We start from the raw sequence: 24208 nt of genomic DNA, 5'->3' as shown, positions 1-24208 counted from the left end.
AGATTTTCATATGAAAAATGAGTTAATTAATCGTTTAATTAGTTATGCAAAAGTTGATACACAATCAAATGCAAGTAGTGAAACGTGCCCTTCTACACCTGGCCAATTAACTTTGGGCCGCATGCTAGTAGAAGAATTAAACAAAATTGGATTAGTTGACGTAACAATGGATGACAATGGCTATGTAATGGCTACACTTCCTTCAAATTCCGACAAACATATTCCGACAATTGGATTTTTAGCACATTTAGACACAGCGACAGACTTTACGGGAAAAAATGTTAACCCTCAGCTAGTTGAAAACTATGATGGAAATGACATTGTTTTAAATGAAAGTTTAAATGTTGTATTATCTCCGAGTCATTCACCAGAGTTAAGTAAGTATATAGGTCACACATTAATGACTACTGATGGGACAACATTACTTGGTGCTGATAATAAGGCTGGTATCGCTGAAATTATGACTGCGATGGAGTATTTAGTTCAACATCCTGAAATCAAACACGGCAAAATAAGAGTCGCATTTACACCAGATGAAGAAATCGGTAGAGGCCCACATAAATTTGATGTAAAGGCATTTGATGCTAAATATGCTTACACAATGGACGGTGGTCCACTAGGAGAGCTTCAATACGAGAGCTTTAATGCTGCAGGTGCAATGATTACAGTAAAAGGTAAAAATGTGCACCCAGGTACGGCCAAAGGTAAAATGATAAATTCTATGAAAATTGCCATGGAAATAAATAATTTATTACCTGTAGAAGAAGCGCCTGAATCAACTGAAGGTTACGAAGGCTTTTATCATCTAGTATCAATTGAAGGTGATGTAGAGTTAACAAAAATGCACTACATTATTAGAGATCATGATAAAACAAAATTTGCTAATCGAAAAGAGACATTGTCGAATATTGTAAATCAATTAAAAGAAAAACATGGTGAAAACAGCATTATTTTAGAGTTAAAAGACCAGTACTATAATATGGGTGAGAAAATCTTACCTGTTAAAGAGGTTGTTGATATTGCTCATGAGGCAATGACAAATTTAGAAATTACACCAATTGTAGAACCAATTCGTGGTGGTACAGATGGTTCACAACTTTCATATATGGGACTACCTACTCCAAATATTTTTACTGGAGGAGAAAACTATCACGGCAAATTTGAATACATTTCAATCGACAATATGGTTAAAGCAACGAATGTTATGATTGAAGTGATCAAATTATATGAACAAAAAGCAACTTCAAAGTAAAAAGTAGGACTGACATGTATCTGTCAGTCCATTTTTTTACTTAATTTTACGAATAAATACGACTTTTAAATAGTTACCTTCTTTAAACTGTTTAGTTGTTTTAAAATCATTAGGTAGGCTGAATTCTTCCATTAATTTATATTGCCCGCCTAATTCTTTAAAGGCTGTGTCAATAAACCCTTTAAATTTATTCATTCCAAAAGTACTACAATTCGTTGAAGCAACAATTACACCATCATTTTCTGTAATCGTAATCGCTTCTTTCAACAGGTTCTTATAGTCCTTTTCGGCGCTAAAGGTATGTTTTTTAGATCTTGCAAAGCTTGGTGGATCTAAAATAACCATATCAAATGTAAGGTTTTTTTTAACTGCATATTTAAAGTAATGAAATACATCCTCAACGACGATGCTCTCGGTAGCAGGGTCAATTCCATTAATTTTAAATTGTTCTTTTGTTTTATCTAGGCTCCGATTTGCTAAGTCAACACTAGTAGTCTTACTCGCCCCTCCAACTGCTGCAAAAACCGAGAATGCCCCTGTATAAGAGAAAGTATTTAATACTGTTTTATCGTAAGCATATTTATCTCTAATTAGTTTTCTAACTTCACGTTGATCCAAAAATACGCCTACCATTGCGCCATCATTTAAATAAATGGCGAAATTAACTCCATTTTCCTTTACGATAATAGGAAATTGACCTCTTTCTCCCATTACAAAATCATCTTCTTCAATATACTGACCTTTTGTATCAAAGCGCTTTTTCTGATAAATCCCTTTGAATTCGACAATATTCTTTATTGCTTGAATAACCCAATCTTTGAATTGATAGATTCCTTCGCTATACCAACTAATCAAATAAAATCCATCGAAAAAATCAATTGTTAATCCACCAATTCCATCGCCTTCTCCATTAAATACTCTAAATGCTGTCGTATCAGAGCTATTATAATATTGTTGGCGGTTTTCGATCGCTTGTTTAATTTTATCTTCAAAGAACTTAGGATCTAGCTTTTCATGCTCCTTCAGGCTTAGAATCCAGCCTAAACCTTTATTTTGCTTTCCGTAGTAGCCCTTTCCAATAAAACCATTACGTTCATCTACTAGATTAATAATTGTTCCTTCATTAATGAAATTTTTACTATTCACGATTGATTCTTTTGAAATTAGTGGATACCCGTTTTTATAATCTTTTACAAATTTTTGTTTAATTTTTAAATTCATTTCTTTATCCATAAGCCCATCCATTCATTGTCTTTTTTACTCATTATTTCCATAATCAATTATTATAGTGTGGTCTGTTAGACAAAACTGCAAACTTTGCTAATATATAATTTTTTTCTATGAACTAACCGCTAAAAACCATTTTGCGTACAACGCGCTATCAAGTCTTTTATTATAACATGACGAACAAACAAATTAATCGATCTCGCTTTTTTCTAAGCAAGAATAATAGTAGTCTTTTTTTTTAGAAACTAAAAATAAATTCTTTCACATAAAAGACCATGGATTTTCTCCTACTAGTCATTGTAATATTAATATCAAAAAATACCTTTTGATGTAATGGTAAAAGTGGCAATACTAAAATAAGCGCCAAATTATTTAGGCCAGAACATTCTTGTTCAAAGTGAAAGGGATTATAATATGGAAATTATTAATGAAACAATACAAATAGAGGACTTAAAAGAGAATAAGATAATTGGGAAACCTAAACTAACAAATTCAAAAATAATTTTTAGAGGAAAAGGAAATCTTCTATATTGTGATAATGAAAATGTTCATTTAGTAAATAGTAATATAGAGTTTAATGGAAATGACACAATTATTTTTCTTTGTAATAACAGGTTTAACTATATACTTAATGCAATTGTTTACAATAATTCTGTATTATTTTTTGGAAAGGATAATTATTTTAACAACAAATTAAATTTAATTATTTCAGAACAAAAAAATATAATTGTAGGTGAAGGTTGTTTATTTTCATTCGACTGTTGGTTTAGAACAGCGGACCCTCATCTCATTTATGATTCTTTCACAAAGAAAAGAGTTAATCCAAGTAAAAGTATATATATTGGCGATCATGTTTGGATTGGTCAACATGCATTTATTTTAAAAGGAACTCAAATTGGTTCAGGCAGCATTATCGGAGGCATGTCATTAGTTAGTGGGAAAAAAATTGAATCTAATTCTTCATATGCCGGCAATCCAGTGAGAAAAGTTGGCGAATCGATTTTTTATACTAGTGACAGTGTACATGCGTTTACAGAATTAGAAACAGGAAGTCATGAAATTTTTGAGAGTGACGAATTTATTTATTCATATACTCAGAATGAGGCGCTCCCATTTCCTTCAATTGAAAAATCATTAACAGAATTTAAGTTGGTTTCAGAAAAACTAGATTTTATAATAGAGAATTTACAGATGAACCGAAAGAAGAACCGTTTTTTCATTGGAAAACCTATTGTAAACCAGAGTTTTATAGAAAAAATTAAAAAAATGTTCAAAAGTATTTAATGTTAAAAAAAATAAATGAACGCCGCTTTAGTTCAGTAATAGGCAAGATCTCTAGAAATGTAAAAACCAGAGTTATTTTCTTTTGGAAATAGTTCTGGTTTTATTCATTTGAGCTATTAACTAGTTTTTCCGTATTTCTTAAAATATTAAAACACCCCTTAAAACCAATGTTATCCGACAGAGGTTTTAAGGGGTGCAGTCGAACTAAGTAAGATTTTATATCATTCATTAACCTGTTGAATTCTTCTAGCAAAATCAACAAATTTAAACTTATCCGGGCGATGTCTAGATTGCCCATATTGTAATAGAGAACCATCGTCTAAATAGACGAAAGTATTTACAACTACTACCATATCATAGCCATCTAAATCTAAATATTTTTGGTCATCTTCTGTGCAAGCTTGGACTACAATTTCTTTTTTCGCAAAGCCAATATTTAAGTGTAGAGTATTTTCTATATAGTCAAAAATTGATCCTTCGCAGATTGACCTTGAAAGTTTTTCGACATATGAACTATTGTAATACTCTTTGTCTAAAATTATTTTTTTCCCGTCGATTTTTCGAGCTCTAACTACTTTCCAAATCGCTGTTTGGTCGTCTATTTCTAGTTGTTCTCTTATAAATTTACTAGGCCACTTCTTTTCAAGAATTTCTACAATCGTTTCTGCTTCTCTACCGATTTGGTTTGATAATTCTTTAAAACTAATTAAACCTGTTACCGGGAAATTTAATTTTGCAGTGTCTAAAATAAACGAACCTTTACCTTTAACTTTATTTATATATCCGTTTTGCTCAAGCATTTGTAATGATTTTCTAATTGTATCTCTAGAAACATCAAATTGCTCCATTAATAACTTTTCAGAGGGTATTTTACTCCCAACAGTAAAAGCCCCTTTTTCAATCTGTTCAATTAACTTATGATAGATCGAAATATACTTTGCGTTCATTTTCATCACCTAGAAAAATTTTATTATATTCTCACATTTTTCTCAAGAAGGTAACAAATAGACTCATATGGGCGCAACGTAAATTCGGTTAAATCCTGACTAGAATCATTATAATTTGAAATTAATATCTGCTTGTTATACTCTCCAATAGCAATATCTTCTGGTAATTTAAAAAGAGTATCTTCGCCATAAAAATTATTAACGACTAACAGCATTTGGTCATCCAGCTTACGAGTGTATGCAAAGATTTGTTCATGATTTAGTAATAAAGAATCATACGTACCTGTCGAAATAATGTCGAACTTTTTTCTTAAATTAATTAGTTTTTTATAATGATGAAACACTGAATCTTCATCAGCTAGAGACTTTTCGACATTTATTTCTTCGTAATCTTTTCCTGTTGAGATCCAAGGTGTTCCAGTTGTGAATCCTGCATGTATTGAATCATTCCATTGCATAGGCGTGCGAGAATTATCCCTTGATTTGCTTTTTAAAATGGCTAATATTTCCCTTTCTGGAACCCCATTTTCTTTTAATATTTTATAATAATTTAAGCTTTCTACATCTCGATAGTCTTCAATTGCGTCAAATTTAGGATTAGGCATACCAATTTCTTCACCTTGGTAAATATATGGAGTTCCCCTTAATAAATGCATTGAAGTAGCAAGCATCTTGGCTGATTCTTTATGATACTTTTGATCGTTTCCAATTCGTGAAACAATACGCGGTTGGTCATGGTTACACCAAAATAAGGCGTTCCATCCATTTCCTGATTGCATACCTTTTTGCCACTGATCCAGAATTGACTTAAGTGACATAAAATCAAAATCCATTAATGACCATTTTTGGCCATCTTTATAGTCAATTTTTAAATGATGAAAGCTAAAAACCATCGATAACTCATTCTCTGACGGATTTGAGTATTGAATACAATGGTCGATTGAAGTTGAAGACATTTCACCAACAGTAATGATTTCTTCCCTCTTACCAAAAGTCTCATTATTTAACTTCTTTAAAAACTCATGAATTCGAGGTCCGTCTGTATAGTATTTTCTGCCATCACCTGTTTCGTCATCAACCATAACTTCTGGCTTAGAAATCAGATTAATGACATCCAAACGAAATCCTTTTACTCCTTTATCAATCCAGAAATTAACGATATCGAATATTTCGTTTTGTACCTCATCATTTTCCCAGTTTAAATCTGGTTGAGTTTTATCAAAAAGATGCAGATAATATTCATTTGAATTCTCAACTTTTTCCCAAGTTGAACCACCAAATTTGGAAATCCAATTCGTTGGCTCTTTTCCGTCCATTTCTTCTCTAAAAATATAATAATTTTTATATTTTTCATCTCCATCAAGGGCTCTCTCAAACCACTCATGTTTTGACGAAGTATGATTAAATACCATATCCAGCATTATTTCTATATCACAACGTTTCGCAGCTTTCACCAATTCATCAAAATCTTCCATTGTTCCGTATGCTGGATCAATATTTCGATAATCCGCGACATCATAACCATTATCATTTTGAGGAGATACATAAAATGGAGTAAGCCAAATGTAGTCAACACCTAATTCTTTTAAATAATCAAGCTTTTTTGTAACTCCTCTTAAGTCTCCAAAACCATCTCCATTCGAATCATAAAAAGACTTAGGATAAATTTGGTATACGACACTGTTCTTAAAATCCTTCATTTTGATAATCTCCTTGATTAATAAATAAATTCGAAAGGAAGGAAAATAAATTTCCTTCCCCTTAAATAATTATGAGTTTTTCACTAGCAGTTTTTTCTTGTTAAAGATAATCGTTAAAGTGAATGGGACAACGACTGCAACTAGCATAGCGATTGAAAACATTCCAATATGTTTTGGCTGAATAGATAAAATTGCTGGAAGACCTCCAACACCAATTGAATTCGCCATTACACCTGTACCAACTGAAACAATAGCAGCAATACCCGAGCCAATCATGGCAGCTAAGAATGGATAAGCATACTTTAAGTTAATACCAAACATTGCTGGTTCTGTTACCCCTAAGAAACAAGAGATAGCAGCAGGAATTGATACTTGCTTTTCTTCTTCATTCTTTCTATTTAAGTAAAGGATTGCTAAAACAGCTGAGCCTTGTGCGATATTTGATAAAGCAATCATCGGCCAAAGATTCGTCCCGTGAAGCTGACTCATTAGTTGAAGATCGATTGCGTTAGTCATATGATGCAATCCAGTTATAACTAGTGGTGCATAGAAGAATCCAAAAACTAAGGCAAATAACCATCCAAATGAAGAAGTTAATCCTGAATAAACTACATGTGAGATAGCTGAACCGATTTTCCAACCAATTGGACCTAATACTACATGTGCAATTAACACTGTTGGTACTAGCGCAAAGAACGGTACTACAATCATTGAAATTGCACTTGGAACGATTTTTCGAATGTTTGTCTCTAAAATCGCTAAAGTGAAACCGGCTAAAATAGCTGGAATAACTTGCGCTTGATAACCAATCATATCGATTTTAGCAAAACCAAAGTCCCAAACTGGTGGTACAGCACCACCTGCTACTGCGTATGCATTTAGTAGCTGTGGTGAAACAAGTGTAATACCTAAAACAATCCCCAGAATTTGAGTAGTACCCATTTTCTTTGTAATTGACCATGTAATACCAACTGGTAAGAAATGAAAAATGGCTTCACCGATCAACCATAAAAAAGAATGTGTACCTGCCCAAAATTGAGAGGTTTCAACAAGTGTTTTTGTACCATGATCTAGTAGTTTAATATCGCCAATTATGTTACGGAATCCTAAGATTAGACCCCCTACAACAATGGCTGGAATTAATGGTGAAAAGATTTCCGCTAAGTGAGCAAGTAGTCTTTGAATCCATGTCATATTTTGCCTAGCAGCTATTTTAGCTTCATCTTTTGAAGTTTCCTCTACCCCAGCTAATTTTACAAATTCATTATAAAAAATAGATACTTCATTACCGATAATTACTTGAAATTGCCCGGCTTGCGTAAAAGTACCTTTAACTATTTTAATTTCTTGAATCATTTTTTCATCAGCTTTTTTAACGTCTTTCAGCACAAAACGCATTCGTGTTGCACAATGAGTTACTGTAGCGATATTTTCTTTACCACCAATGTACTGAAGTAATTGTTTTGCTTCATCACTAAATCGGCTCATGCTATCCCCTCCTCGAGCATCTATTATTTATTTATAAATTTTAAATTTATCCTGTACGTACAAGATTAGTATATTCTTGTACGTACAGGATTGCAAGCGTTTTTTGTAAACGTTCTCAAATCTTAATAATTTCCATGGAAATCGCAAATCAGTTTACTAGTTTAATGAAAACGGTATGATTGCTAACACATACGGATTAAAATTTCATTTATATAAAAATATAAAAGTTGATAAAAAAACCGTTAACCTCTATCTGTTCCCAGGTAGAGCATTAACGGTTTTTAGCTTTTATTACATAGTTTCCTCTGTAAAGTGATCAAATACAATACATCCAGCTCCTTGTGCAACGATATTATACGCTGTTGATGATTTAATGATTTGAACAGGACTGTTTGGGTAATTTTTCAATCTTCCTTGTGCAGTTTCGCATGCTACATCAAAGAATAATGGCTTTGGAACTAATGTACCTCCACAAATTACAATATCAGGGCGTACGATATAAATTAGATTTGTCAGTCCCATTCCAAAGTAATTAGCCGCCTCTTTTATGACCTCTAAACAAAGTGGATCTTCCTTCTCTAAAGCTTCAAGAATTTGATGATAGCTAATATTTTCGACATCGTTTAATTCACCCATCAAAGAAGTAATCTCGCCGCGCTTAACACGTTTGATCACCTCTTCTCGAATCGCAGGTAAACTACTGTACGCTTGTAGACAACCATATGAACCACATGAACAAAGTTTTCCATGAATATCAATGATCATATGTCCAAATGCATCGTCCATTTCGTTCTTGTTACTTATTAATTTACCTTGTTGAATAATTCCACAACGTATTCCCATATCACTCGAAACAAAAACAATATTTTCGTTTTCTTTACTGAAATTTAGTCTGTACTCTGCTAGGGCGGCTAAATTTGTGCCGTTATTTAGGAATACTGGGCAATGATTGGCCTTTTCTAAGTGCCTAACAATATTTAAATCGTCCCATCCATCTGCTAAAAATGATCCCGATTTAATCATTACGCCCTTTTCTTGATCAATTGGGTCTAACACTCCAATGCCTATTCCTAATAATTGGTCTTTATTAATCTTATTTTGATCTAATAATTCTCTTACACTTTTGGTTACAAAATTTAAAGTATATTCTCCAGTACTTACGTTGCTCATTTTTAATTTTTTTGATTCGACAATTGTTAGTTTTAAATCAAGCAGTAGAACTGTTGTAAATAAATTCGTGATTTCGACACCGATTAAATAGAATGCAGTTGGGTTAATTACATACATTGCTGGTCTCCTTCCACCGCTAGAGACCCCTAATCCACTGTCGTATATAAGTCCTTCCTGTACTAATTCATCTAATAACCGAACACAAGTAGTATGCTTATACCCTGTCATTTCAGTTAATGTACTAACTTTAATTGGTCCTAATTTTCGTACTAAGCTATATAAAAGCTTTAAACTTTTGATTTTAGGCGACTGATAGCCTATAAATTGCCTGATCATTGACTCCTCCAAAACCCTAATCATATTTTACTTCCACTTAACTTTTTATATTTTATGAATTAAGTATAGCGATTTATACACTATATTTATAGCTTTTTTATAAAAAAGAACAAACTTTTTACCAAAATGATTTTTAGTCTGTTTACAAGTAAGGATTTATCCTTTAGACTTATGGTGAAAGCACTATTATTAATTAGAATTCTTATCACAATCCCTATCGCTCATTTTAGGAGGAAAAATAAATGCATAAAACTGAACATATTTTAGAAACAAGAGATTTTATATTAAGTAAAACAAACTACCGTCCAACGGTTGGATTAATATTAGGTTCTGGCTTAGGTACTCTTGCAGATGAAATCGAAAACTCTGTTGTAATTCCTTACAGTGAAATTCCTCATTTTGCAAAGTCTGAAGCAGTTGGACACGCAAATGAATTAGTAATCGGTGAATTAAAAGGCCAAGCTGTGGTAGCAATGAAAGGCCGTTTCCATTATTATGAAGGCTTTACTTTAGATGAGGTAACGTTCCCTGTCCGTGTAATGAAAGCACTTGGAGTAGAAAAATTAATCGTAACAAACGCTTGTGGCGCTGTTAACACTAGCTTTAATCCAGGCGATTTAATGTTAATTACAGATCATATTAATTTAGTTGGAACAAATCCTTTAATTGGACCAAATAACCCAGAATTAGGAACTCGCTTCCCTGATGTTTCTGAAGTATATAACAAAGAATTACGTAGCCTTGCATTAAATGTTGCTGCGAAACAAGATCTAAAATTACAACAAGGTGTATATGCTTGGTGGAGTGGCCCTTCATACGAAACACCTGCTGAAATCCGTATGATCCGTACACTTGGTGCTGATTCTGTTGGGATGTCAACAGTTCCGGAAGCAATCGTAGCTGTTCACGGAAGTATGAAAGTTTTAGGAATCTCTTGCCTAACAAACATGGCTTGTGGCATCCTAGACCAACCATTAAACCACGAAGAAGTAATCGAAGTAGCAAGCATGGTTAGAACGAAATTCGTTAACTTAGTTAAGGGCATTTTAGAAGAAATGTAATTTGAAATACGGAGTAACGTGTGAGTAGCTCTGGGGGGAGTTATTACCGGAGAAATATCTCACCGAACTAGTCCGTGCAAAATATGAAATTAGATATGAGTAAAGAGGTCTTTCCTCTTTACTTCTTTTTATTAGGAAGAGGTGTTATTTTGAAAGGCATACTCTATATTATTATCGGTTCTGTTTGTTATGGCGTTTTGTCTACCTTTGTAAAATTGGCTTATGGTGATGGTTTTATTGTAAATGATGTAGTTGGTATGCAAATGTTTGTTGGAGCTATATTGTTATGGTCCATCGTACTTTTTAATAAAAGTAGATCCGCTAAATCAAACAATGAACAATATTTAAAGCCTACAAAGAAGGATGTTTTATTACTTGTTGTATTAGGGTCTACTACTGGTTTAACAGGGATGTTTTATTATTTGGCTTTACAATATATTACTGCATCATTAGCAATCGTGCTGTTGTTCCAATTCACTTGGATTGGCGTTTTATTAGAATCAGTAGTCAATCGAAAACTTCCTGAAAAAAGTAAATTGCTCTCATTGATTCCTCTCGTTATCGGCACGATCTTTGCGACAAATGTTTTAACCGATGGTATTGGTTCATTGAATTGGTTAGGAGTTTTATTTGGGGCGTTGTCCGCGGTTTCGTACAGTACTTTTATATTACTTAGCGGTAGAATCGCTTTAAAAGCAAACCCAATAACAAAAACAGCATTAATGATTACTGGCGGGTTTATAATTTGTGCTATCTTCCTCCCACCTACATTTTTCACAAATTGGCACTTATTTGCAGAACTTTCATTAAAGTACGGACTGATCCTTGGCTTTCTAGGTCCATTTTTCTCTACTTTAATGTTTTCAAAAGGCGTTCCTTTAACTGGTTCTGGTCTTGCCTCTATCTTAGGGGCAGCAGAGTTACCGACAGCTACATTAATGTCAGCGATTGTATTAAAGGAAACGGTTGGAGCTCCACAATATTTTGGCATCATTTTAATTTTAATCGGTATCGTTTTACCTGAATTCCTTAAAAGAAAGTCACTTCAATCAGCATAAAAAAATTATTCTTACATTAAACTCGTAAAAATACATTATGCAACATATATCTGCTAATGCTCCGAATAATTAAATGGATATTTCAAATAATATTTCAGATGGCTCGCAAATCGCTTGCAATTGAAAATCGATTTTTTGGATTTGTCTACAAACAAAGATATTCACAGTAATATCTTTGTTATTTTTATGGAGGTGTTTTTATGAAAGTAAGAGACGTAATGTCAAGTAATGTTGAATGTTGTTCAAATCAAGATTCTTTACAATCAGTAGCAAGTAAAATGGAAAGCTTAAATGTTGGAGCAATTCCAGTTGTTGAAAATGGACAAGTAGTTGGAATGATTACAGATCGTGACTTAGCTTTACGTGGAATTGGTCAAAATGGCAACGCAAATGCTTCTCAAGTAATGTCCAATGACATTGTGACGATTGATTGTAATGCCAGTCTTCAAGAAGCGTCGAGTTTAATGGCACAGCATCAAATTAGAAGATTGCCAGTCGTAGAAAACGGCAACCTTGTTGGAATGCTTTCACTTGGAGATTTAGCTGTACAAGAACAATCAGACGAAAGTGCTGGCGAAGCATTGTCACAAATCTCTCAGAACGATATTAAATAATTAAAAATGAACAAAGGGACCGTATCTACTCGGTCCCTTTTATGATTTCTTATTTATTCATTTGTGAAAGAAAATCTCCGAGGAGACTATCCATATCTTCCTCTTCTATTTCTTCTTCAGCTGCAGAGATTTCATTTTTGCTTGCAACTTCCCAATTAAAGTTATCTAAATCATCATCACGATCGGCTTTTCTTCCAATATTACCTAATTTTGTTGCATTCCGTTCGCTTGTACGTATTTCTGTCTGAACGGGTTCCAATTCTGGCTCTAGCTCATTTATTTCTTCTTGAAGATATAGAGCTTCTTCAATCGCTAGACTATTACTATTTAACGATGTAATCAGAGAAGCAGTTCGAATTGGATTGGATAATAGTTGGTACACAATACTTCCTAATAATGCCTCAGAATGTTCATGTTTTAACCAATCTCTTTGAGCTTTATCTAGGCTTTTAGGAAGTGGAATCGTTATTGTTTGCCTTTGCTTTGATAACGAGTCATTAATTCCGCTTATTACGTACTCAGCAATCTTACTTGAAAAGTTTCGCCTTTCGCTTTGCTTAAGCTGTTGCAAATGTTTTATGATCTGATCAGGCGTATCGGAAGGGATACGAAATGTAATAGGTTGTCCCCTCGTCAATTCTTTTTCCTTCATGGAATCACCTTATTTTACTTTAGACATTTTTTGTTCTTCTTTTTGAGTTTGTTGTGCTTCCCTTTGATTTTGATTTTGATTTGCTTCTCTACGGGATTCTCTTATTCTTTTTATTTCAAAATCGGCAATTAGTTTATAATAAGCATTCGCCATCATCCAGATACTTTCCTTCTCATCTTCAAAGAAATCAATATTATAACCATCTAAGTTGTTATTTAGTGTCTTAAGATAATCCTTTAAGATTAGGGAACCTCCACCGATGAAATAGCATATTTCAGTTTGAGAGTTTTTCTGCCAAATATTTCTTAAATGACGATACTGTTTTTTTGCTAATTCCAATAAAATTCGGTCTACAATATCATGAACGCTTGTCCGACTACCTTTAACATAAATATGATTTCGGTCACTTTTCTTAGTAATAATTTCTACTACATCTCTACGGCTATCGAGTTCAACGCCATGTCTAGAACGAATCTCTTCACGAATTGCTTCTAGTGATTCTGCTACTCCAAGATTAAAGCCTTGAGCTTTATCGTCATCTACCTTCCTATTTCTAATGACAGCGATATCAGTTGATAATCCACCGATGTCTTGAATAAGGATTTTTTTATCAATAAGATCTTTGTTAATTATGTTTAAATGATTATCCATAACTAGATTGATAAAAGCGGCAAATCCTTCAGGGTAAACTTTAACATCTTCAAATTTAATATTAACTTTTAATCCTTGATATCTAGGCGTTACTAAAAACTCTACTTGGTGAACTGAACCTAGTAAACGCGATCGATAACCGACATCCTTCCCTTCCTTTACTTCTCTAAGTGGAAGGCCAGTTCCTAGTACGTATGTTACCTCAATTACATTGTTAGAGTTCTTTACTACTTGTTTATTTTCTTCTCTTGCTGCATCTAATGCTAACGCTGCAAATAACATAATAAGTGTTTGATCTTCTTCAGACTTATTACTTCCAGGATCTAATTCAGTTGCATTACTACTTTTTGTTGCTAAGTTACCTACTCGGTAAACAGTATTATTCTCTTTTAACGTAGGAGAGTGAACGCGAATATGTATTCCATCAACTGGATCTTGGTTGTCTAGTTCCTCTATACCAATGATTGGACGATCTTCTGTATCCCTAGCAATAATATTAGGAATATTAATCTCAGCTTCCATCTTCCCAAAAATTCCTTTGAGTGAATCGTTTCCAACATCAATAGCAGCTATACGAGCATTTACCATATAAATCATCCCTTTCATTATTAATAGATTTATAGTCTTACTTGTAGTTCTACTAAAATCGTATCTAACTTTAGATAACCGGTCAATCATCATTTGTAAGTATTATATAAATGTAAACGAATTGTCATCTTGTATACAAAATCGTAAACACATTATTCGTTTACACAAATGTATACATGTTTACAAATCTGTATACATTTGTGTACAAAAACGTGTACTTGTATACAAAAATGTATACAACTCTCTCTTTTCTAAACTTATTTTAGGACGATTGTTTTCTACCTCTGAGAACTATAAAAATTAGATATTTTAAACCAATAAGATGAGCTATATTAGAGCAAATATTGAAGGTAAGAACACTAAGAGAACTTCTTTGATTAAGTAGTGATTTTTGTTGGTAATATTTTTTTGAACAACATACTGAAATTAAATTCTCAAACTAAATGCAAACATAACTGCCGGCGCCTTTTCCAGAGCCTCAAAATATTAACATGTTTACTATGCTTGTATAGATGTGTGATGTGTAACTCGAGATCGAATATTAAGTGTGCTTCGTTTATTAAAAGGCAATTCTTCATAGTTATAATTATTTTAGATGTTTTTTTAAATTAAATTTTTTTATGAAGAAGTTCATGCTCAGCCAAGAGTACTCGAATCCTTTAGGGAATGCGGTAAAGTTGAGATCCATTTCAGTCTCTGGTTAATGTGACGGTAAGGCTCAAGTCTCCCCCCACAGAAGACACTCATCCTTTATATAAAAAATAATGAAGAAATATTAGATAGGTATCCTTTTTTCGACAGAATGTAAAGTTTACTTTTTTGTGTACAACTGTTTACATAAATGTGTACATGAGTACAGTTATGTCTACATTTCGTTTTCTCTAGAATTATTTTTAAAATGCGTGTTTCCTACTTCTGAGATTTTTTAAGAAATAAAAGTGTACAACTTTGTGGACAAGTATACTTAATCGTATACAATTGTTTACAAAATGTATTCTTGTGTACAAACTTGTGTACAACTCTCTATAAACGGTTTTCCTCTAAAAATTAAAAAACAGGCAGATTACTTCTACCTGTCAGTTTGTGGATAAGTCCCTTGATTAAAAATATCCACATGTGGATTACTTATTTTTATTCTGATTAACTAACCCTTGAATAGGATTTTTCTCAAAGATGATAATTTTTGAATTCTGTAATTTATTGTAATCCTCTTCGGACATAAGCTTTAAATTTAATAAGTCCTCCTTTGTTGTAAATTTTGGATATGACCTTCTTCGTAATGATCCAAATCTTTTTAGATTATAAAATTTCCAACTTAAAAGACCAAAATAAAAAACGATCCACAAAAGGATTGTAAATAAAATAAAAAAACGTATGTCATGATTTGTCATTTTAAAATAGGACTTTATTATATTTATATATCGATTATTGTAATTTGTTAGCGAACTAATGAAAAAAGCAATTACAATTATGCAATAGATCCAAACTACCAATGTTGTAATTGTAATCATTACTTCACTCAGCCAATTTTTCTTTGAATGAACGATTACTCCAGTTTCCTGTTTCCCCTGTCTGGGCTTGTCCATGTTGCATAACCACCTTTTATTCTTGATTTAATTGCTTTAGGTAATGCAAACATTACAATCATTGCATTTAAAACCCAATAAATAACTGGATACCATGCGGCCCACAAGTAATATTTTTTTATGTTATCGTATGTTGAATCTAATCTTATCGACATCCAAAGCTGAATAAGACTCATGAAAACAAGTGAGAAAGAAGAAAAAGTCATCCATATGATTAGTTCTTGTACACTGTTAGCAGTTATTAAATAGTAAATTGTCACGAATACCCAAGAAAATGACCAGATTAAACTAACCCATTGTTCAAGGTAGATCGGCCAGATCCTTCTATGCCGAAAGTCCAATAATAAATGCCAATACCGCATAATTACCTCTTGTCCACCCTGTGCCCAACGAATTCTTTGGTTCCAAATTCCTTTTAAAGTTTCTGGAACTAACATCCAGCAAAGTGCACGAGGTTCATAGCGAATATCCCAAAATCTTTCTTGTAGCTTCCAGGATACTGCGATATCTTCTGTAATCATGTCGCGGTCCCATAATCCTACATCTACAAGTGCTTTTTTTCGAAATGCAACGACTACCCCTGATACCGTCATAATTTTACCGAGCATTCTTTGGGTTCTTTTTATGGCCCCAATGATAGAAGAATATTCTACTATTTGTAATCTACTCAGTAGGGTATCGCGATTTCGAATTCTTGGATTTCCTGTTACGGCACCTAATCTTTCCCCACTATGTAGAAAATGATAAATAAGATACTGTGCAGCTTTAGGCGCTAAAATGGCATCCGAATCTATACAAACTAAAAACTCCCCTTTTGATGCATGGCAAGCAATATGTAGCGCATTTGCTTTCCCCCTATTTTCTCTACAATCAATTGCTTTGACCTCTCGATGTTTATTTGCCATTTTTTCTAAAATTTTAAAGGTTGAATCCTTACTGCCATCGTTTACAGCAATGATTTCTTTTAATGGATAATCGAGTTCCACTAAATATTGAATCGTCTCCTCAATTGTTTCCTCTTCGTTATAACAAGGTATTAAGATGCTAATTAACGGCCAATCAATCCCTTCAAAATTTACATCTTTTCCTTTTTCTCGGTATCGGAAAAATAGACTGGATCCAGCCACCCAAAATAAAGACATAACCAATGGATACCAAAATACAAACTCCGACAAAAGGCTTATGAATTTGTTCAATTTTAATCACCTAATTTACTAAATTCAATCATGCAACTCATATATAAAGACTAGTATCAGCAATTACACATAAATTAACAGTATATTTCTAACCCATATATGTAATTTTTTACTTTCTTACAAAAGTTTTTGTTCTTTTAACATGAAACGATTATAATGGGAATTATGATTGTACTTCTCTAGTACAATTTAATAGATAGAAAATTTAATAGAAAAATCCATAAGTTTTATTGCTTATGGTAGAGGTCGCAAACTCCCCTCTACAAAAAAATAAGGCGAAAAACAATATTTGTCGTATTGTTTTTATTTTTGTTATTCGGGATGCCCTCTTCTTTTTAATCATGCAAAGGAGAGAAGAAATATGAAAAATGAAAAAGCAATCGTTGTATTTAGTGGTGGCCAAGACAGTACTACTTGTTTATTCTGGGCTATGCAAAACTTTGGCGAAGTTGAGGCGGTTACGTTTAACTACAATCAGCGCCATAAACTAGAATTAGATGTAGCTGCAGATATTTGTAAGGAATTAAATATTCCTCACCATATCCTTGATATGTCCTTGTTAAATCAGCTTGCACCAAATGCTTTAACAAGATCAGATATTGATATAACTCACGAAGAAGGAGAGCTTCCTTCTACATTCGTCGATGGACGTAACTTATTATTCCTTTCTTTTGCAGCAGTACTTGCTAAACAAAAAGGAGCAAAGCACATTATTACAGGTGTTTGTGAGACTGACTTTAGCGGATACCCTGACTGCCGAGATATCTTTGTTAAATCATTAAACGTAACTCTTAATCTATCAATGGATTATCCATTTGTTATTCATACTCCACTTATGTGGATCGATAAGGCTGACACATGGAAACTAGCTGATGATTTAGGTGCATTTGAATATGTAAAAAATAAAACATTAACTTGCTATAACGGCATTATTTCTGATGGTTGTGGAGAATGTCCGGCATGTGAGCTTCGTCAGGCTGGTTTAGATCGTTACCTACAATCGAAGGGAGCAGCAAAGAATGTTTGATTTTCGTATCGTAGAAAGACTTCATAAAATTGATGAACATATAAAAAAAGAAGATTTAAAATATCACAATAGACGAGTTCTCGTTAATAAAGAGTTTACCTTTGATGCTGCACATCACTTACATTGCTACGAAGGTAAATGTAAGAATTTACACGGACACACATATAAAGTTATTTTTGGAATTAGTGGTTTTGTTGATGAAATTGGCTTAGTGATCGATTTTGGTGATATTAAACAGATTTGGAAGGAAAAAATTGAAATCTATTTAGATCACCGTTATTTAAATGAGATGCTACCTCCGATGAATACCACAGCCGAAAATATGGTTGTTTGGATTTATGAGCAAATGGAAAATGCACTTAAGGATCATACAAATCCTGCACAAGATATTCGAGTAGAGTTTGTTCGTTTATTTGAAACGCCTACTTGCTACGCAGAAGCTCGTAGGGAGTGGATGATCAATGAGTAAAATTCCGGTACTTGAAATATTCGGACCTACTGTACAAGGTGAAGGGATGGCAATCGGTCAAAAAACGATGTTTATACGTACTGCGGGTTGTGATTACTCCTGTAGTTGGTGCGATTCTTCGTTCACTTGGGATGGTAGTGAAAAAGAAAATATAAAATGGATGACCGCGGAAGAAGTTTGGAAGAATTTAACCAACATAGGCGGCGATACATTCTCTCATATTACAATTTCTGGTGGAAACCCTGCCTTACTTCCATCTTTAGGCCCTGTAGTTGAGTTTTTAAAGGAAAAGAATATGACTTTAGCTCTTGAAACTCAAGGTAGTAAGTGGCAACCATGGTTACCTTCTATTGATGAAGTTACTTTATCGCCTAAACCGCCTAGCAGTGGCATGAATACTGATTTTGATATGCTAGGAAGCATTATTCAAAATTTAGAAAATCATCCAAAGTTTTGCTTAAAAGTTGTTATTTTTGATGAAAAAGATTTAGCTTATGCAGAAACTGTTCATCAAAAATTCCCACATGTTCCGTTCTTTTTACAAGTCGGAAATAGTTGGCTAAATGCAGATGATAGCACCTTATTACAATACATGTTAAAACGTTACGAATGGCTTATAGATGAAGCAATGAAATCAAACGTATTTAAAAATGTAAAAGTTTTACCTCAATTACATGCATTTGTTTGGGGAAATAAGAGAGGAGTTTAACCAAAATGGTAGGAAGATCAAAAGGTTCACTAGAAGAAGTATCATTACTTGGCAGCAACAACACAAAATATTTATTTGAATATGATCCAGGAATATTAGAAACATTTGATAATACTCATCCAGATCGTGATTATTTCGTAAAATTTAATTTCCCAGAATTTACTTCACTTTGTCCAAAAACTGGTCAACCTGATTTTGCGACAATTTATATCAGCTATATACCTGAACAAAAAATGGTTGAAAGTAAATCATTAAAATTATACTTCTTTAGCTTCCGTAATCATGGTGACTTCCATGAGGATTGCATGAATATTATTATGGATGATCTAATCAAATTAATGGATCCTCGTTATATTGAGGTCTGGGGGAAATTCACTCCACGTGGCGGAATTTCAATTGACCCATATTGTAACTATGGTCGACCAGGCACAAAATACGAAAAAATGGCTGAACACCGTATGATGAACCATGATTTATACCCTGAGAAAATAGATAATCGATAAGAACTAAAGGTGCACTGTATAAAATACAGTGTACTTTTTTTATTCAGGTAAATACTATATTCGTTTATAGCACTTAATTTGTTTTTATTTTACAATTAATGGAAAGTAAATAAAAAGTGTGGTGAAACCATTTGTTTAAACTATTACTCATTGAAGATGATTCTTCTTTATTCACTGAGATTAAAGATCGCTTATCTGGATGGTCTTACGAGGTATTTGGAATAACAGATTTTAGTAAGGTAATTCAAGAGTTTACAGAGATAAAACCAGATTTAGTCATCATTGATATACAACTACCAAAATACGATGGTTTCCATTGGTGTCGTATGATTCGTTCCCATTCAAATGTCCCTATTATCTTTCTCTCTTCAAGAGATCACCCCTCGGATATGGTCATGTCGATGCAACTTGGAGCAGATGATTTTATACAAAAGCCATTCCATTTTGATGTACTAATTGCGAAAATCCAGGCTACTCTTAGACGCGTATATAATTACAATACCGAAAAAATTGCTCTTAAAACGTGGTGTGGTGCAACCGTCGACTATGAAAAAAATACCGTATCGAATAAAACTGGTGCAATTGAACTTACAAAGAATGAGATCTATATTTTAAAACTGCTAATTGAACAAAAAAATAAAATCGTAAGTCGTGAGGAATTAATAAATGCACTTTGGGACGATAAACGATTTATTAGTGATAACACTTTAACAGTAAACGTGAATCGATTGCGTAAAAGACTAGATGAAATAGGATTAGGACAATTTATTGAAACAAAGGTTGGCCAAGGTTATATTGCATTAGAAGAGGTCGTTTAATGATAAAAACATTTCTAATTGAGCGATTAAGTTGGATTCTTTTTTTCCTACTAACACAAGTACTCATTGTATTTGTTTCATTTATTGATTCGTCAATTCCTTTAAAATCATTACTTTATATTGTCTTTCTATCACTATTATTGTTTATCATTTTTTTAGTCATTCGATATCCTAAAGAAATAAAATTTTATAAAAGTCTTGTTGAACGTGAGGATAACCTTGATTTGACGGGAATTGAAGAATCTAATAGTCCATTTGAAGAAATTGTTGAAAACAGTTTAACAAATCAAACAAGCTTATTAAAAAAAATAGCTATTCAAAATCAAACTTATTTAGAACAAGAAAAAGATGAACTCCTATCATGGATCCATGAAGTAAAAACACCTTTAACAGCAATGCACTTAATGATTGATCGTATGAATGATGAAAAGTTGAAATCAAATTTAACATATGAATGGCTACGTATTCACCTATTACTAGATCAACAGCTACACAAAAAAAGAATACCTTTTATTGAAAATGATCTTTATATCGAAAAAATTCAGCTTGAAGATGTCATTTATCCAGAGATTAAAACTTTGCAATCATGGTGTATACATAAAGGGATTGGATTTGATATTGAATTAGAGGAGCTAGAAGTATTCAGTGATGCTAAATGGCTATCTTATATAATACGACAGCTATTAACAAATGCCGTGAAATATAGTCCATCTTCAGACATTCGGATTATAAGTAAGCAAAAAAATGAACAAGTTATTCTTGAAATCGAAGACTTTGGTCGTGGTATTCATTCAAAAGATTTGCCACGGATTTTCGAAAAAGGATTTACTTCTACGATTCAGCATCAAGACAATGCCTCTACAGGGATGGGGTTATATTTAGCAAAGAAAGCTGCCCAGTCACTACATATTACTTTCCAAGTAAAGTCTGAGTTAGATAAAGGTTCAATTTTCACGCTAACCTTCCCTAAACGAAATGAATTTGTAAAAATAACAGGCATGTGACAAAATTGTCACATGCTTTTGTTTATTGTTCGGTTAATCAAAGGAAACGGTCTTGGTAACCATTTATACTAACCTTATCGAATGAAAATAAAGGAGTGTACAAATTGAATATTTTAGAGGCAAATAAAATTCATAAAAGTTACGGAAATAAATTTAATAAACAAGAAGTGTTAAGTGGCATTAATATAAACATCGAAAAAGGTGAATTTGTTAGTATTATGGGTCCGTCTGGATCTGGTAAAACAACTTTACTAAACGTTCTTTCCTCGATCGATAAAATTAATAGTGGAACGATTGCAATTGAGGGTAAAGATATAACGGATATGAAAGAAAAACAATTAGCAGAATTTCGTAAATACTATTTGGGATTTATTTTCCAGGAATACAACTTACTAGACACATTAACAGTAAAGGAAAATATACTTCTACCTTTATCAATTACAAAAACGTCACCAAGTGAAGCCAATCAAAAGTTTGATGTTATTGCTAAAGAGCTTGGTATTTATGAATTAAAAGATAAGTATCCTAACGAAATCTCTGGAGGACAAAAACAGCGTGCTTCAGCCGCTAGAGCATTTATTCATGAACCTAGTATTATTTTCGCAGATGAACCTACAGGCGCTTTGGATTCAAAATCTGCTTCAGATTTATTAAATAAACTAAGTGAACTAAATGAGAAAAGAAACGCGACAATTGTAATGGTTACACATGATCCAGTAGCAGCAAGCTTCTGCAATCGCGTTGTCTTTATTAAAGATGGACAAATCTATTCACAACTACACAAAGGCGATGAAACGAGACAGAATTTCTTTAAAGATATTATGAAAACCCAAGGTGTATTAGGTGGTGTTCACCATGAGCATTAATCATTTGATATTCCGAAATTTAAAAAAGAATTTAAAAAACTATTATCTATATGTTTTTGCATTAATTTTTAGTGCTGCCTTATACTTCTCATTTGTTACATTGCAGTATGACCCATCAATGGAAGCAACAAAGGGTTCGATCAAAGGAGCAGCAGCAATTCGCTCAGCGTCGATTTTACTTGTCGCAATCGTTTCGATTTTCCTTTTATATGCAAACATGATTTTTATAAAAAGAAGAAGTAAAGAAATTGGTTTGTTTCAATTAATTGGAATGACTAAAAACAGGATTTTCGGTATTTTAACAGTTGAAAATTGTATTCTATATTTTAGTTCATTGGTTCTTGGGATTTTAGTAGGTTTTTCGATTTCAAGGCTAATCATTATGATTTTATATAAAATCGTCGGAGTAAAAGCGATTGCTACTTTACATTTTTCTTCACAAGCATTAGTGCAGACATTAATTGTTTTTGTCGTAATTTACGCGTTCATTATGTTAATGAATTATGCTTTTATTAAACGACAAACTATTTTATCTTTATTCCGAGTCGTCTCATCGACTGAAGGAAAGCTTAAAAAAATGTCTATATTCGAGATTTCTATTGGAATTTTAGGTATTTTATTAATAATCTCAGGTTATTTTCTATCATCAAAATTATTTGATGGCGATTTTACTACTATGACTGAACTATTTTCGGTCATGATCTATATTTTAGCGTCAGTCATTATTGGAACTTATTTAGTGTATAAAAGTTCGGTTCGTTTTATTTTAAATATCGTTCGTAAAAAGAAAAATGGCTACTTAAATATTAATGATGTTCTCTCTTTATCTTCAATTATGTTTAGAATGAAGTCTAATGCTTTATTATTAACTATTATTACAACTGTTTCAGCACTAGCGATTGGCTTATTATCTTTAAGCTATATATCTTATTATTCTGCAGAAAAAACTGCAGAGAGCCATGTCCCTGCTAACTTTTTCTTAAATAATAATAAGGATTTACAAACTTTCACATCTGCTCTAAATGAAAATGGTATTAAATATAACGAAAAACAGATTGAGGTTATTCAAGTTAATGCAAATATAAACAATATACTAGATACAGAATTAAAAGGCATGATGAAGGATGCTAACAAATTCCCACTAGCGGTAGTAAGCGAAAAATCAGTTAAAGTAAACCTTGCTTCAAATGACGCCTTATTTACTGGATACGATGATATGCTTCAAAAATTTATGACCTTAAAGGATTCAGGGCATATTGAATTAACTAACAGCAAGAAAAAATTTAATCTAAACTATTTAGGTTTAAAACGTGAAAAGATTATACCTTCCTACTTCACAAATGGAGGATTTCCTACTGTCATTGTAGATGATCAAGTATATAAAACATTAAAACAGAATCTTGATTCATCCATTCAAAAAGAATCCACTGTTTACAATGGAATTAATATAAGTGATGAAAAACAAATTGAAAAAGCAAATACGATTTATATGGATCATCAATTTGATAAGAATTATCCTAATGCTTCTCGACTTGAAATCGTTAAAAGTCAGAAAGCAAATATGGGACTTATTATGTTCATCGTCGGATTTTTAGGATTAACGTTCTTAATGACATCTGGATGTATTTTATACTTTAAACAAATGGATGAAAGTGTTGATGAAAAGCCAAATTATACTATTTTACGTAAACTAGGTTTCTCCCGTAGAGACCTATTAAGAGGTATACGTTCTAAGCAATTATTTAATTTCGGTATCCCATTAGTAGTCGGACTAGTTCATAGCTATTTTGCTGTCCAATCTGGGTGGTTCTTATTCGGTACTGAAGTCTGGACACCAATGATCATCGTCATGGTTTTATATGCTGTTTTATACTCGGTCTTTGGTCTTTTATCTGTTCTTTATTATAAAAAAGTAATTAAAGAAGCTCTTTAGACTAACAATCTACCTAATAAATAATAGAAGCTCGAAACTGGGCTTCTATTATTTTTTTACTTATTTTGA

General features: G+C 32.8%; 22 protein-coding genes. 13 read left to right on the top strand and 9 right to left on the bottom strand.

Going from position 1 to position 24208, the window contains the following annotated elements:
- Positions 1-10 precede the first annotated feature (10 nt).
- Complete coding sequence (pepT, locus tag BED47_RS10855; RefSeq protein ID WP_069033690.1) at positions 11-1252, top strand: peptidase T; 1242 nt, start codon at positions 11-13, stop codon at positions 1250-1252.
- Between the two features lie 36 nt (positions 1253-1288).
- On the opposite strand, the gene BED47_RS10850 is transcribed toward pepT, so the two are convergent.
- On the bottom strand, positions 1289-2485 hold the full coding sequence (locus BED47_RS10850) for a class I SAM-dependent rRNA methyltransferase (RefSeq protein WP_069033689.1): 1197 nt from the start codon (positions 2483-2485) through the stop codon (positions 1289-1291).
- A 408-nt stretch (positions 2486-2893) separates the two neighbouring features.
- Here BED47_RS10850 and BED47_RS10845 point away from each other — a divergent pair, with 408 nt between their 5' ends.
- Positions 2894-3763: an acyltransferase gene (locus BED47_RS10845; RefSeq protein WP_025568341.1), complete on the top strand. Its 870-nt coding sequence runs from the start codon at positions 2894-2896 to the stop codon at positions 3761-3763.
- A gap of 221 nt (positions 3764-3984) precedes the next feature.
- On the opposite strand, the gene treR is transcribed toward BED47_RS10845, so the two are convergent.
- The 4 genes from treR to BED47_RS10825 form a co-directional block, all read right to left on the bottom strand.
- The gene (gene treR, locus BED47_RS10840; protein ID WP_025568340.1) at positions 3985-4710 is read right to left on the bottom strand and encodes a trehalose operon repressor; all 726 of its coding nucleotides are present in this window, start codon (positions 4708-4710) and stop codon (positions 3985-3987) included.
- A 23-nt stretch (positions 4711-4733) separates the two neighbouring features.
- Positions 4734-6410 carry an alpha,alpha-phosphotrehalase gene (gene treC / locus BED47_RS10835; protein WP_069033688.1) on the bottom strand — a complete coding sequence of 559 codons (1677 nt, stop codon included), beginning with the start codon at positions 6408-6410 and terminating at the stop codon, positions 4734-4736.
- Positions 6411-6479: 69 nt separating this feature from the next.
- Entirely contained in the window at positions 6480-7898 is a 1419-nt protein-coding gene (gene treP, locus BED47_RS10830) for a PTS system trehalose-specific EIIBC component (RefSeq protein WP_025568338.1), read from the bottom strand.
- A gap of 291 nt (positions 7899-8189) precedes the next feature.
- Positions 8190-9404 carry an ROK family transcriptional regulator gene (locus tag BED47_RS10825; protein WP_069033687.1) on the bottom strand — a complete coding sequence of 405 codons (1215 nt, stop codon included), beginning with the start codon at positions 9402-9404 and terminating at the stop codon, positions 8190-8192.
- Between the two features lie 242 nt (positions 9405-9646).
- Between BED47_RS10825 and BED47_RS10820 the strand changes: the two genes are divergently transcribed.
- From BED47_RS10820 to BED47_RS10810, 3 genes are all read left to right on the top strand, one after another.
- A complete protein-coding gene (locus tag BED47_RS10820; RefSeq protein WP_025568336.1) occupies positions 9647-10465 on the top strand; it encodes a purine-nucleoside phosphorylase in 819 nt (272 codons plus the stop codon).
- A gap of 149 nt (positions 10466-10614) precedes the next feature.
- A complete protein-coding gene (locus BED47_RS10815; RefSeq protein ID WP_025568335.1) occupies positions 10615-11523 on the top strand; it encodes an EamA family transporter in 909 nt (302 codons plus the stop codon).
- A 200-nt stretch (positions 11524-11723) separates the two neighbouring features.
- The gene (locus BED47_RS10810) at positions 11724-12137 is read left to right on the top strand and encodes a CBS domain-containing protein (RefSeq protein WP_025568334.1); all 414 of its coding nucleotides are present in this window, start codon (positions 11724-11726) and stop codon (positions 12135-12137) included.
- Between the two features lie 49 nt (positions 12138-12186).
- Here BED47_RS10810 and BED47_RS10805 read toward each other — a convergent pair whose 3' ends face one another.
- The 4 genes from BED47_RS10805 to pgaC all read right to left on the bottom strand — a co-directional run bounded on the left by BED47_RS10805 (position 12187) and on the right by pgaC (position 16810).
- A complete protein-coding gene (locus BED47_RS10805; protein ID WP_069033686.1) occupies positions 12187-12789 on the bottom strand; it encodes a hypothetical protein in 603 nt (200 codons plus the stop codon).
- A gap of 9 nt (positions 12790-12798) precedes the next feature.
- On the bottom strand, positions 12799-14028 hold the full coding sequence (locus tag BED47_RS10800) for a ParM/StbA family protein (protein WP_025568332.1): 1230 nt from the start codon (positions 14026-14028) through the stop codon (positions 12799-12801).
- Positions 14029-15149: 1121 nt separating this feature from the next.
- On the bottom strand, positions 15150-15614 hold the full coding sequence (locus tag BED47_RS10795) for a hypothetical protein (RefSeq protein WP_025568331.1): 465 nt from the start codon (positions 15612-15614) through the stop codon (positions 15150-15152).
- Complete coding sequence (gene pgaC, locus BED47_RS10790; protein WP_069033685.1) at positions 15575-16810, bottom strand: poly-beta-1,6-N-acetyl-D-glucosamine synthase; 1236 nt, start codon at positions 16808-16810, stop codon at positions 15575-15577. Before pgaC ends, BED47_RS10795 begins: the two co-directional genes overlap by 40 nt.
- Before the next feature lie 289 nt (positions 16811-17099).
- Between pgaC and queC the strand changes: the two genes are divergently transcribed.
- From queC to BED47_RS10750, 8 genes are all read left to right on the top strand, one after another.
- Positions 17100-17837 carry a 7-cyano-7-deazaguanine synthase QueC gene (gene queC, locus BED47_RS10785; protein WP_353615549.1) on the top strand — a complete coding sequence of 246 codons (738 nt, stop codon included), beginning with the start codon at positions 17100-17102 and terminating at the stop codon, positions 17835-17837.
- Positions 17830-18306 (top strand): 6-carboxytetrahydropterin synthase QueD, encoded by a 477-nt coding sequence (queD, locus tag BED47_RS10780; protein WP_025568328.1) that lies wholly within the window; start codon positions 17830-17832, stop codon positions 18304-18306. Before queC ends, queD begins: the two co-directional genes overlap by 8 nt.
- A complete protein-coding gene (queE, locus tag BED47_RS10775) occupies positions 18299-19015 on the top strand; it encodes a 7-carboxy-7-deazaguanine synthase QueE (protein WP_025568327.1) in 717 nt (238 codons plus the stop codon). The genes queD and queE overlap by 8 nt, the downstream gene beginning before the upstream one ends.
- A gap of 5 nt (positions 19016-19020) precedes the next feature.
- Complete coding sequence (gene queF / locus BED47_RS10770; protein ID WP_025568326.1) at positions 19021-19518, top strand: preQ(1) synthase; 498 nt, start codon at positions 19021-19023, stop codon at positions 19516-19518.
- A 131-nt stretch (positions 19519-19649) separates the two neighbouring features.
- Complete coding sequence (locus BED47_RS10765) at positions 19650-20336, top strand: response regulator transcription factor (protein WP_025568325.1); 687 nt, start codon at positions 19650-19652, stop codon at positions 20334-20336.
- Positions 20336-21340, top strand: a complete 1005-nt coding sequence (locus BED47_RS10760; protein WP_069033684.1) for a sensor histidine kinase — start codon at positions 20336-20338, stop codon at positions 21338-21340. The genes BED47_RS10765 and BED47_RS10760 overlap by 1 nt, the downstream gene beginning before the upstream one ends.
- A 104-nt stretch (positions 21341-21444) precedes the next feature.
- Positions 21445-22206, top strand: a complete 762-nt coding sequence (locus BED47_RS10755; protein WP_069033683.1) for an ABC transporter ATP-binding protein — start codon at positions 21445-21447, stop codon at positions 22204-22206.
- The gene (locus BED47_RS10750) at positions 22196-24139 is read left to right on the top strand and encodes an FtsX-like permease family protein (RefSeq protein WP_069033682.1); all 1944 of its coding nucleotides are present in this window, start codon (positions 22196-22198) and stop codon (positions 24137-24139) included. Before BED47_RS10755 ends, BED47_RS10750 begins: the two co-directional genes overlap by 11 nt.
- Positions 24140-24208: the final 69 nt, after the last annotated feature.

Source organism: Gottfriedia luciferensis (genome assembly GCF_001712755.1).
GTDB classification, from domain to species: Bacteria; Bacillota; Bacilli; order Bacillales; family Bacillaceae_G; genus Gottfriedia; species Gottfriedia luciferensis_B.
Note: the sequence above shows the minus strand (reverse complement) of the source record. Positions and strands in the feature narration are given on the sequence as shown.

Excerpts from the sequence above, each read along its gene's own strand:
- treR (WP_025568340.1), bottom strand. The coding sequence starts at position 4,710 with ATGAACGCAAAGTATATTTCGATCTATCATAAGTTAATTGAACAGATT.
- BED47_RS10850 (WP_069033689.1), bottom strand. The coding sequence starts at position 2,485 with ATGGATAAAGAAATGAATTTAAAAATTAAACAAAAATTTGTAAAAGAT.
- queF (WP_025568326.1), top strand. The coding sequence starts at position 19,021 with ATGGTAGGAAGATCAAAAGGTTCACTAGAAGAAGTATCATTACTTGGC.
- BED47_RS10760 (WP_069033684.1), top strand. The coding sequence starts at position 20,336 with ATGATAAAAACATTTCTAATTGAGCGATTAAGTTGGATTCTTTTTTTC.
- pepT (WP_069033690.1), top strand. The coding sequence starts at position 11 with ATGAAAAATGAGTTAATTAATCGTTTAATTAGTTATGCAAAAGTTGAT.
- BED47_RS10805 (WP_069033686.1), bottom strand. The coding sequence starts at position 12,789 with ATGAAGGAAAAAGAATTGACGAGGGGACAACCTATTACATTTCGTATC.
- queE (WP_025568327.1), top strand. The coding sequence starts at position 18,299 with ATGAGTAAAATTCCGGTACTTGAAATATTCGGACCTACTGTACAAGGT.
- BED47_RS10800 (WP_025568332.1), bottom strand. The coding sequence starts at position 14,028 with ATGGTAAATGCTCGTATAGCTGCTATTGATGTTGGAAACGATTCACTC.
- BED47_RS10750 (WP_069033682.1), top strand. The coding sequence starts at position 22,196 with ATGAGCATTAATCATTTGATATTCCGAAATTTAAAAAAGAATTTAAAA.
- BED47_RS10820 (WP_025568336.1), top strand. The coding sequence starts at position 9,647 with ATGCATAAAACTGAACATATTTTAGAAACAAGAGATTTTATATTAAGT.
- BED47_RS10825 (WP_069033687.1), bottom strand. The coding sequence starts at position 9,404 with ATGATCAGGCAATTTATAGGCTATCAGTCGCCTAAAATCAAAAGTTTA.
- queD (WP_025568328.1), top strand. The coding sequence starts at position 17,830 with ATGTTTGATTTTCGTATCGTAGAAAGACTTCATAAAATTGATGAACAT.
- BED47_RS10795 (WP_025568331.1), bottom strand. The coding sequence starts at position 15,614 with ATGGACAAGCCCAGACAGGGGAAACAGGAAACTGGAGTAATCGTTCAT.
- treC (WP_069033688.1), bottom strand. The coding sequence starts at position 6,410 with ATGAAGGATTTTAAGAACAGTGTCGTATACCAAATTTATCCTAAGTCT.
- treP (WP_025568338.1), bottom strand. The coding sequence starts at position 7,898 with ATGAGCCGATTTAGTGATGAAGCAAAACAATTACTTCAGTACATTGGT.
- BED47_RS10810 (WP_025568334.1), top strand. The coding sequence starts at position 11,724 with ATGAAAGTAAGAGACGTAATGTCAAGTAATGTTGAATGTTGTTCAAAT.
- BED47_RS10845 (WP_025568341.1), top strand. The coding sequence starts at position 2,894 with ATGGAAATTATTAATGAAACAATACAAATAGAGGACTTAAAAGAGAAT.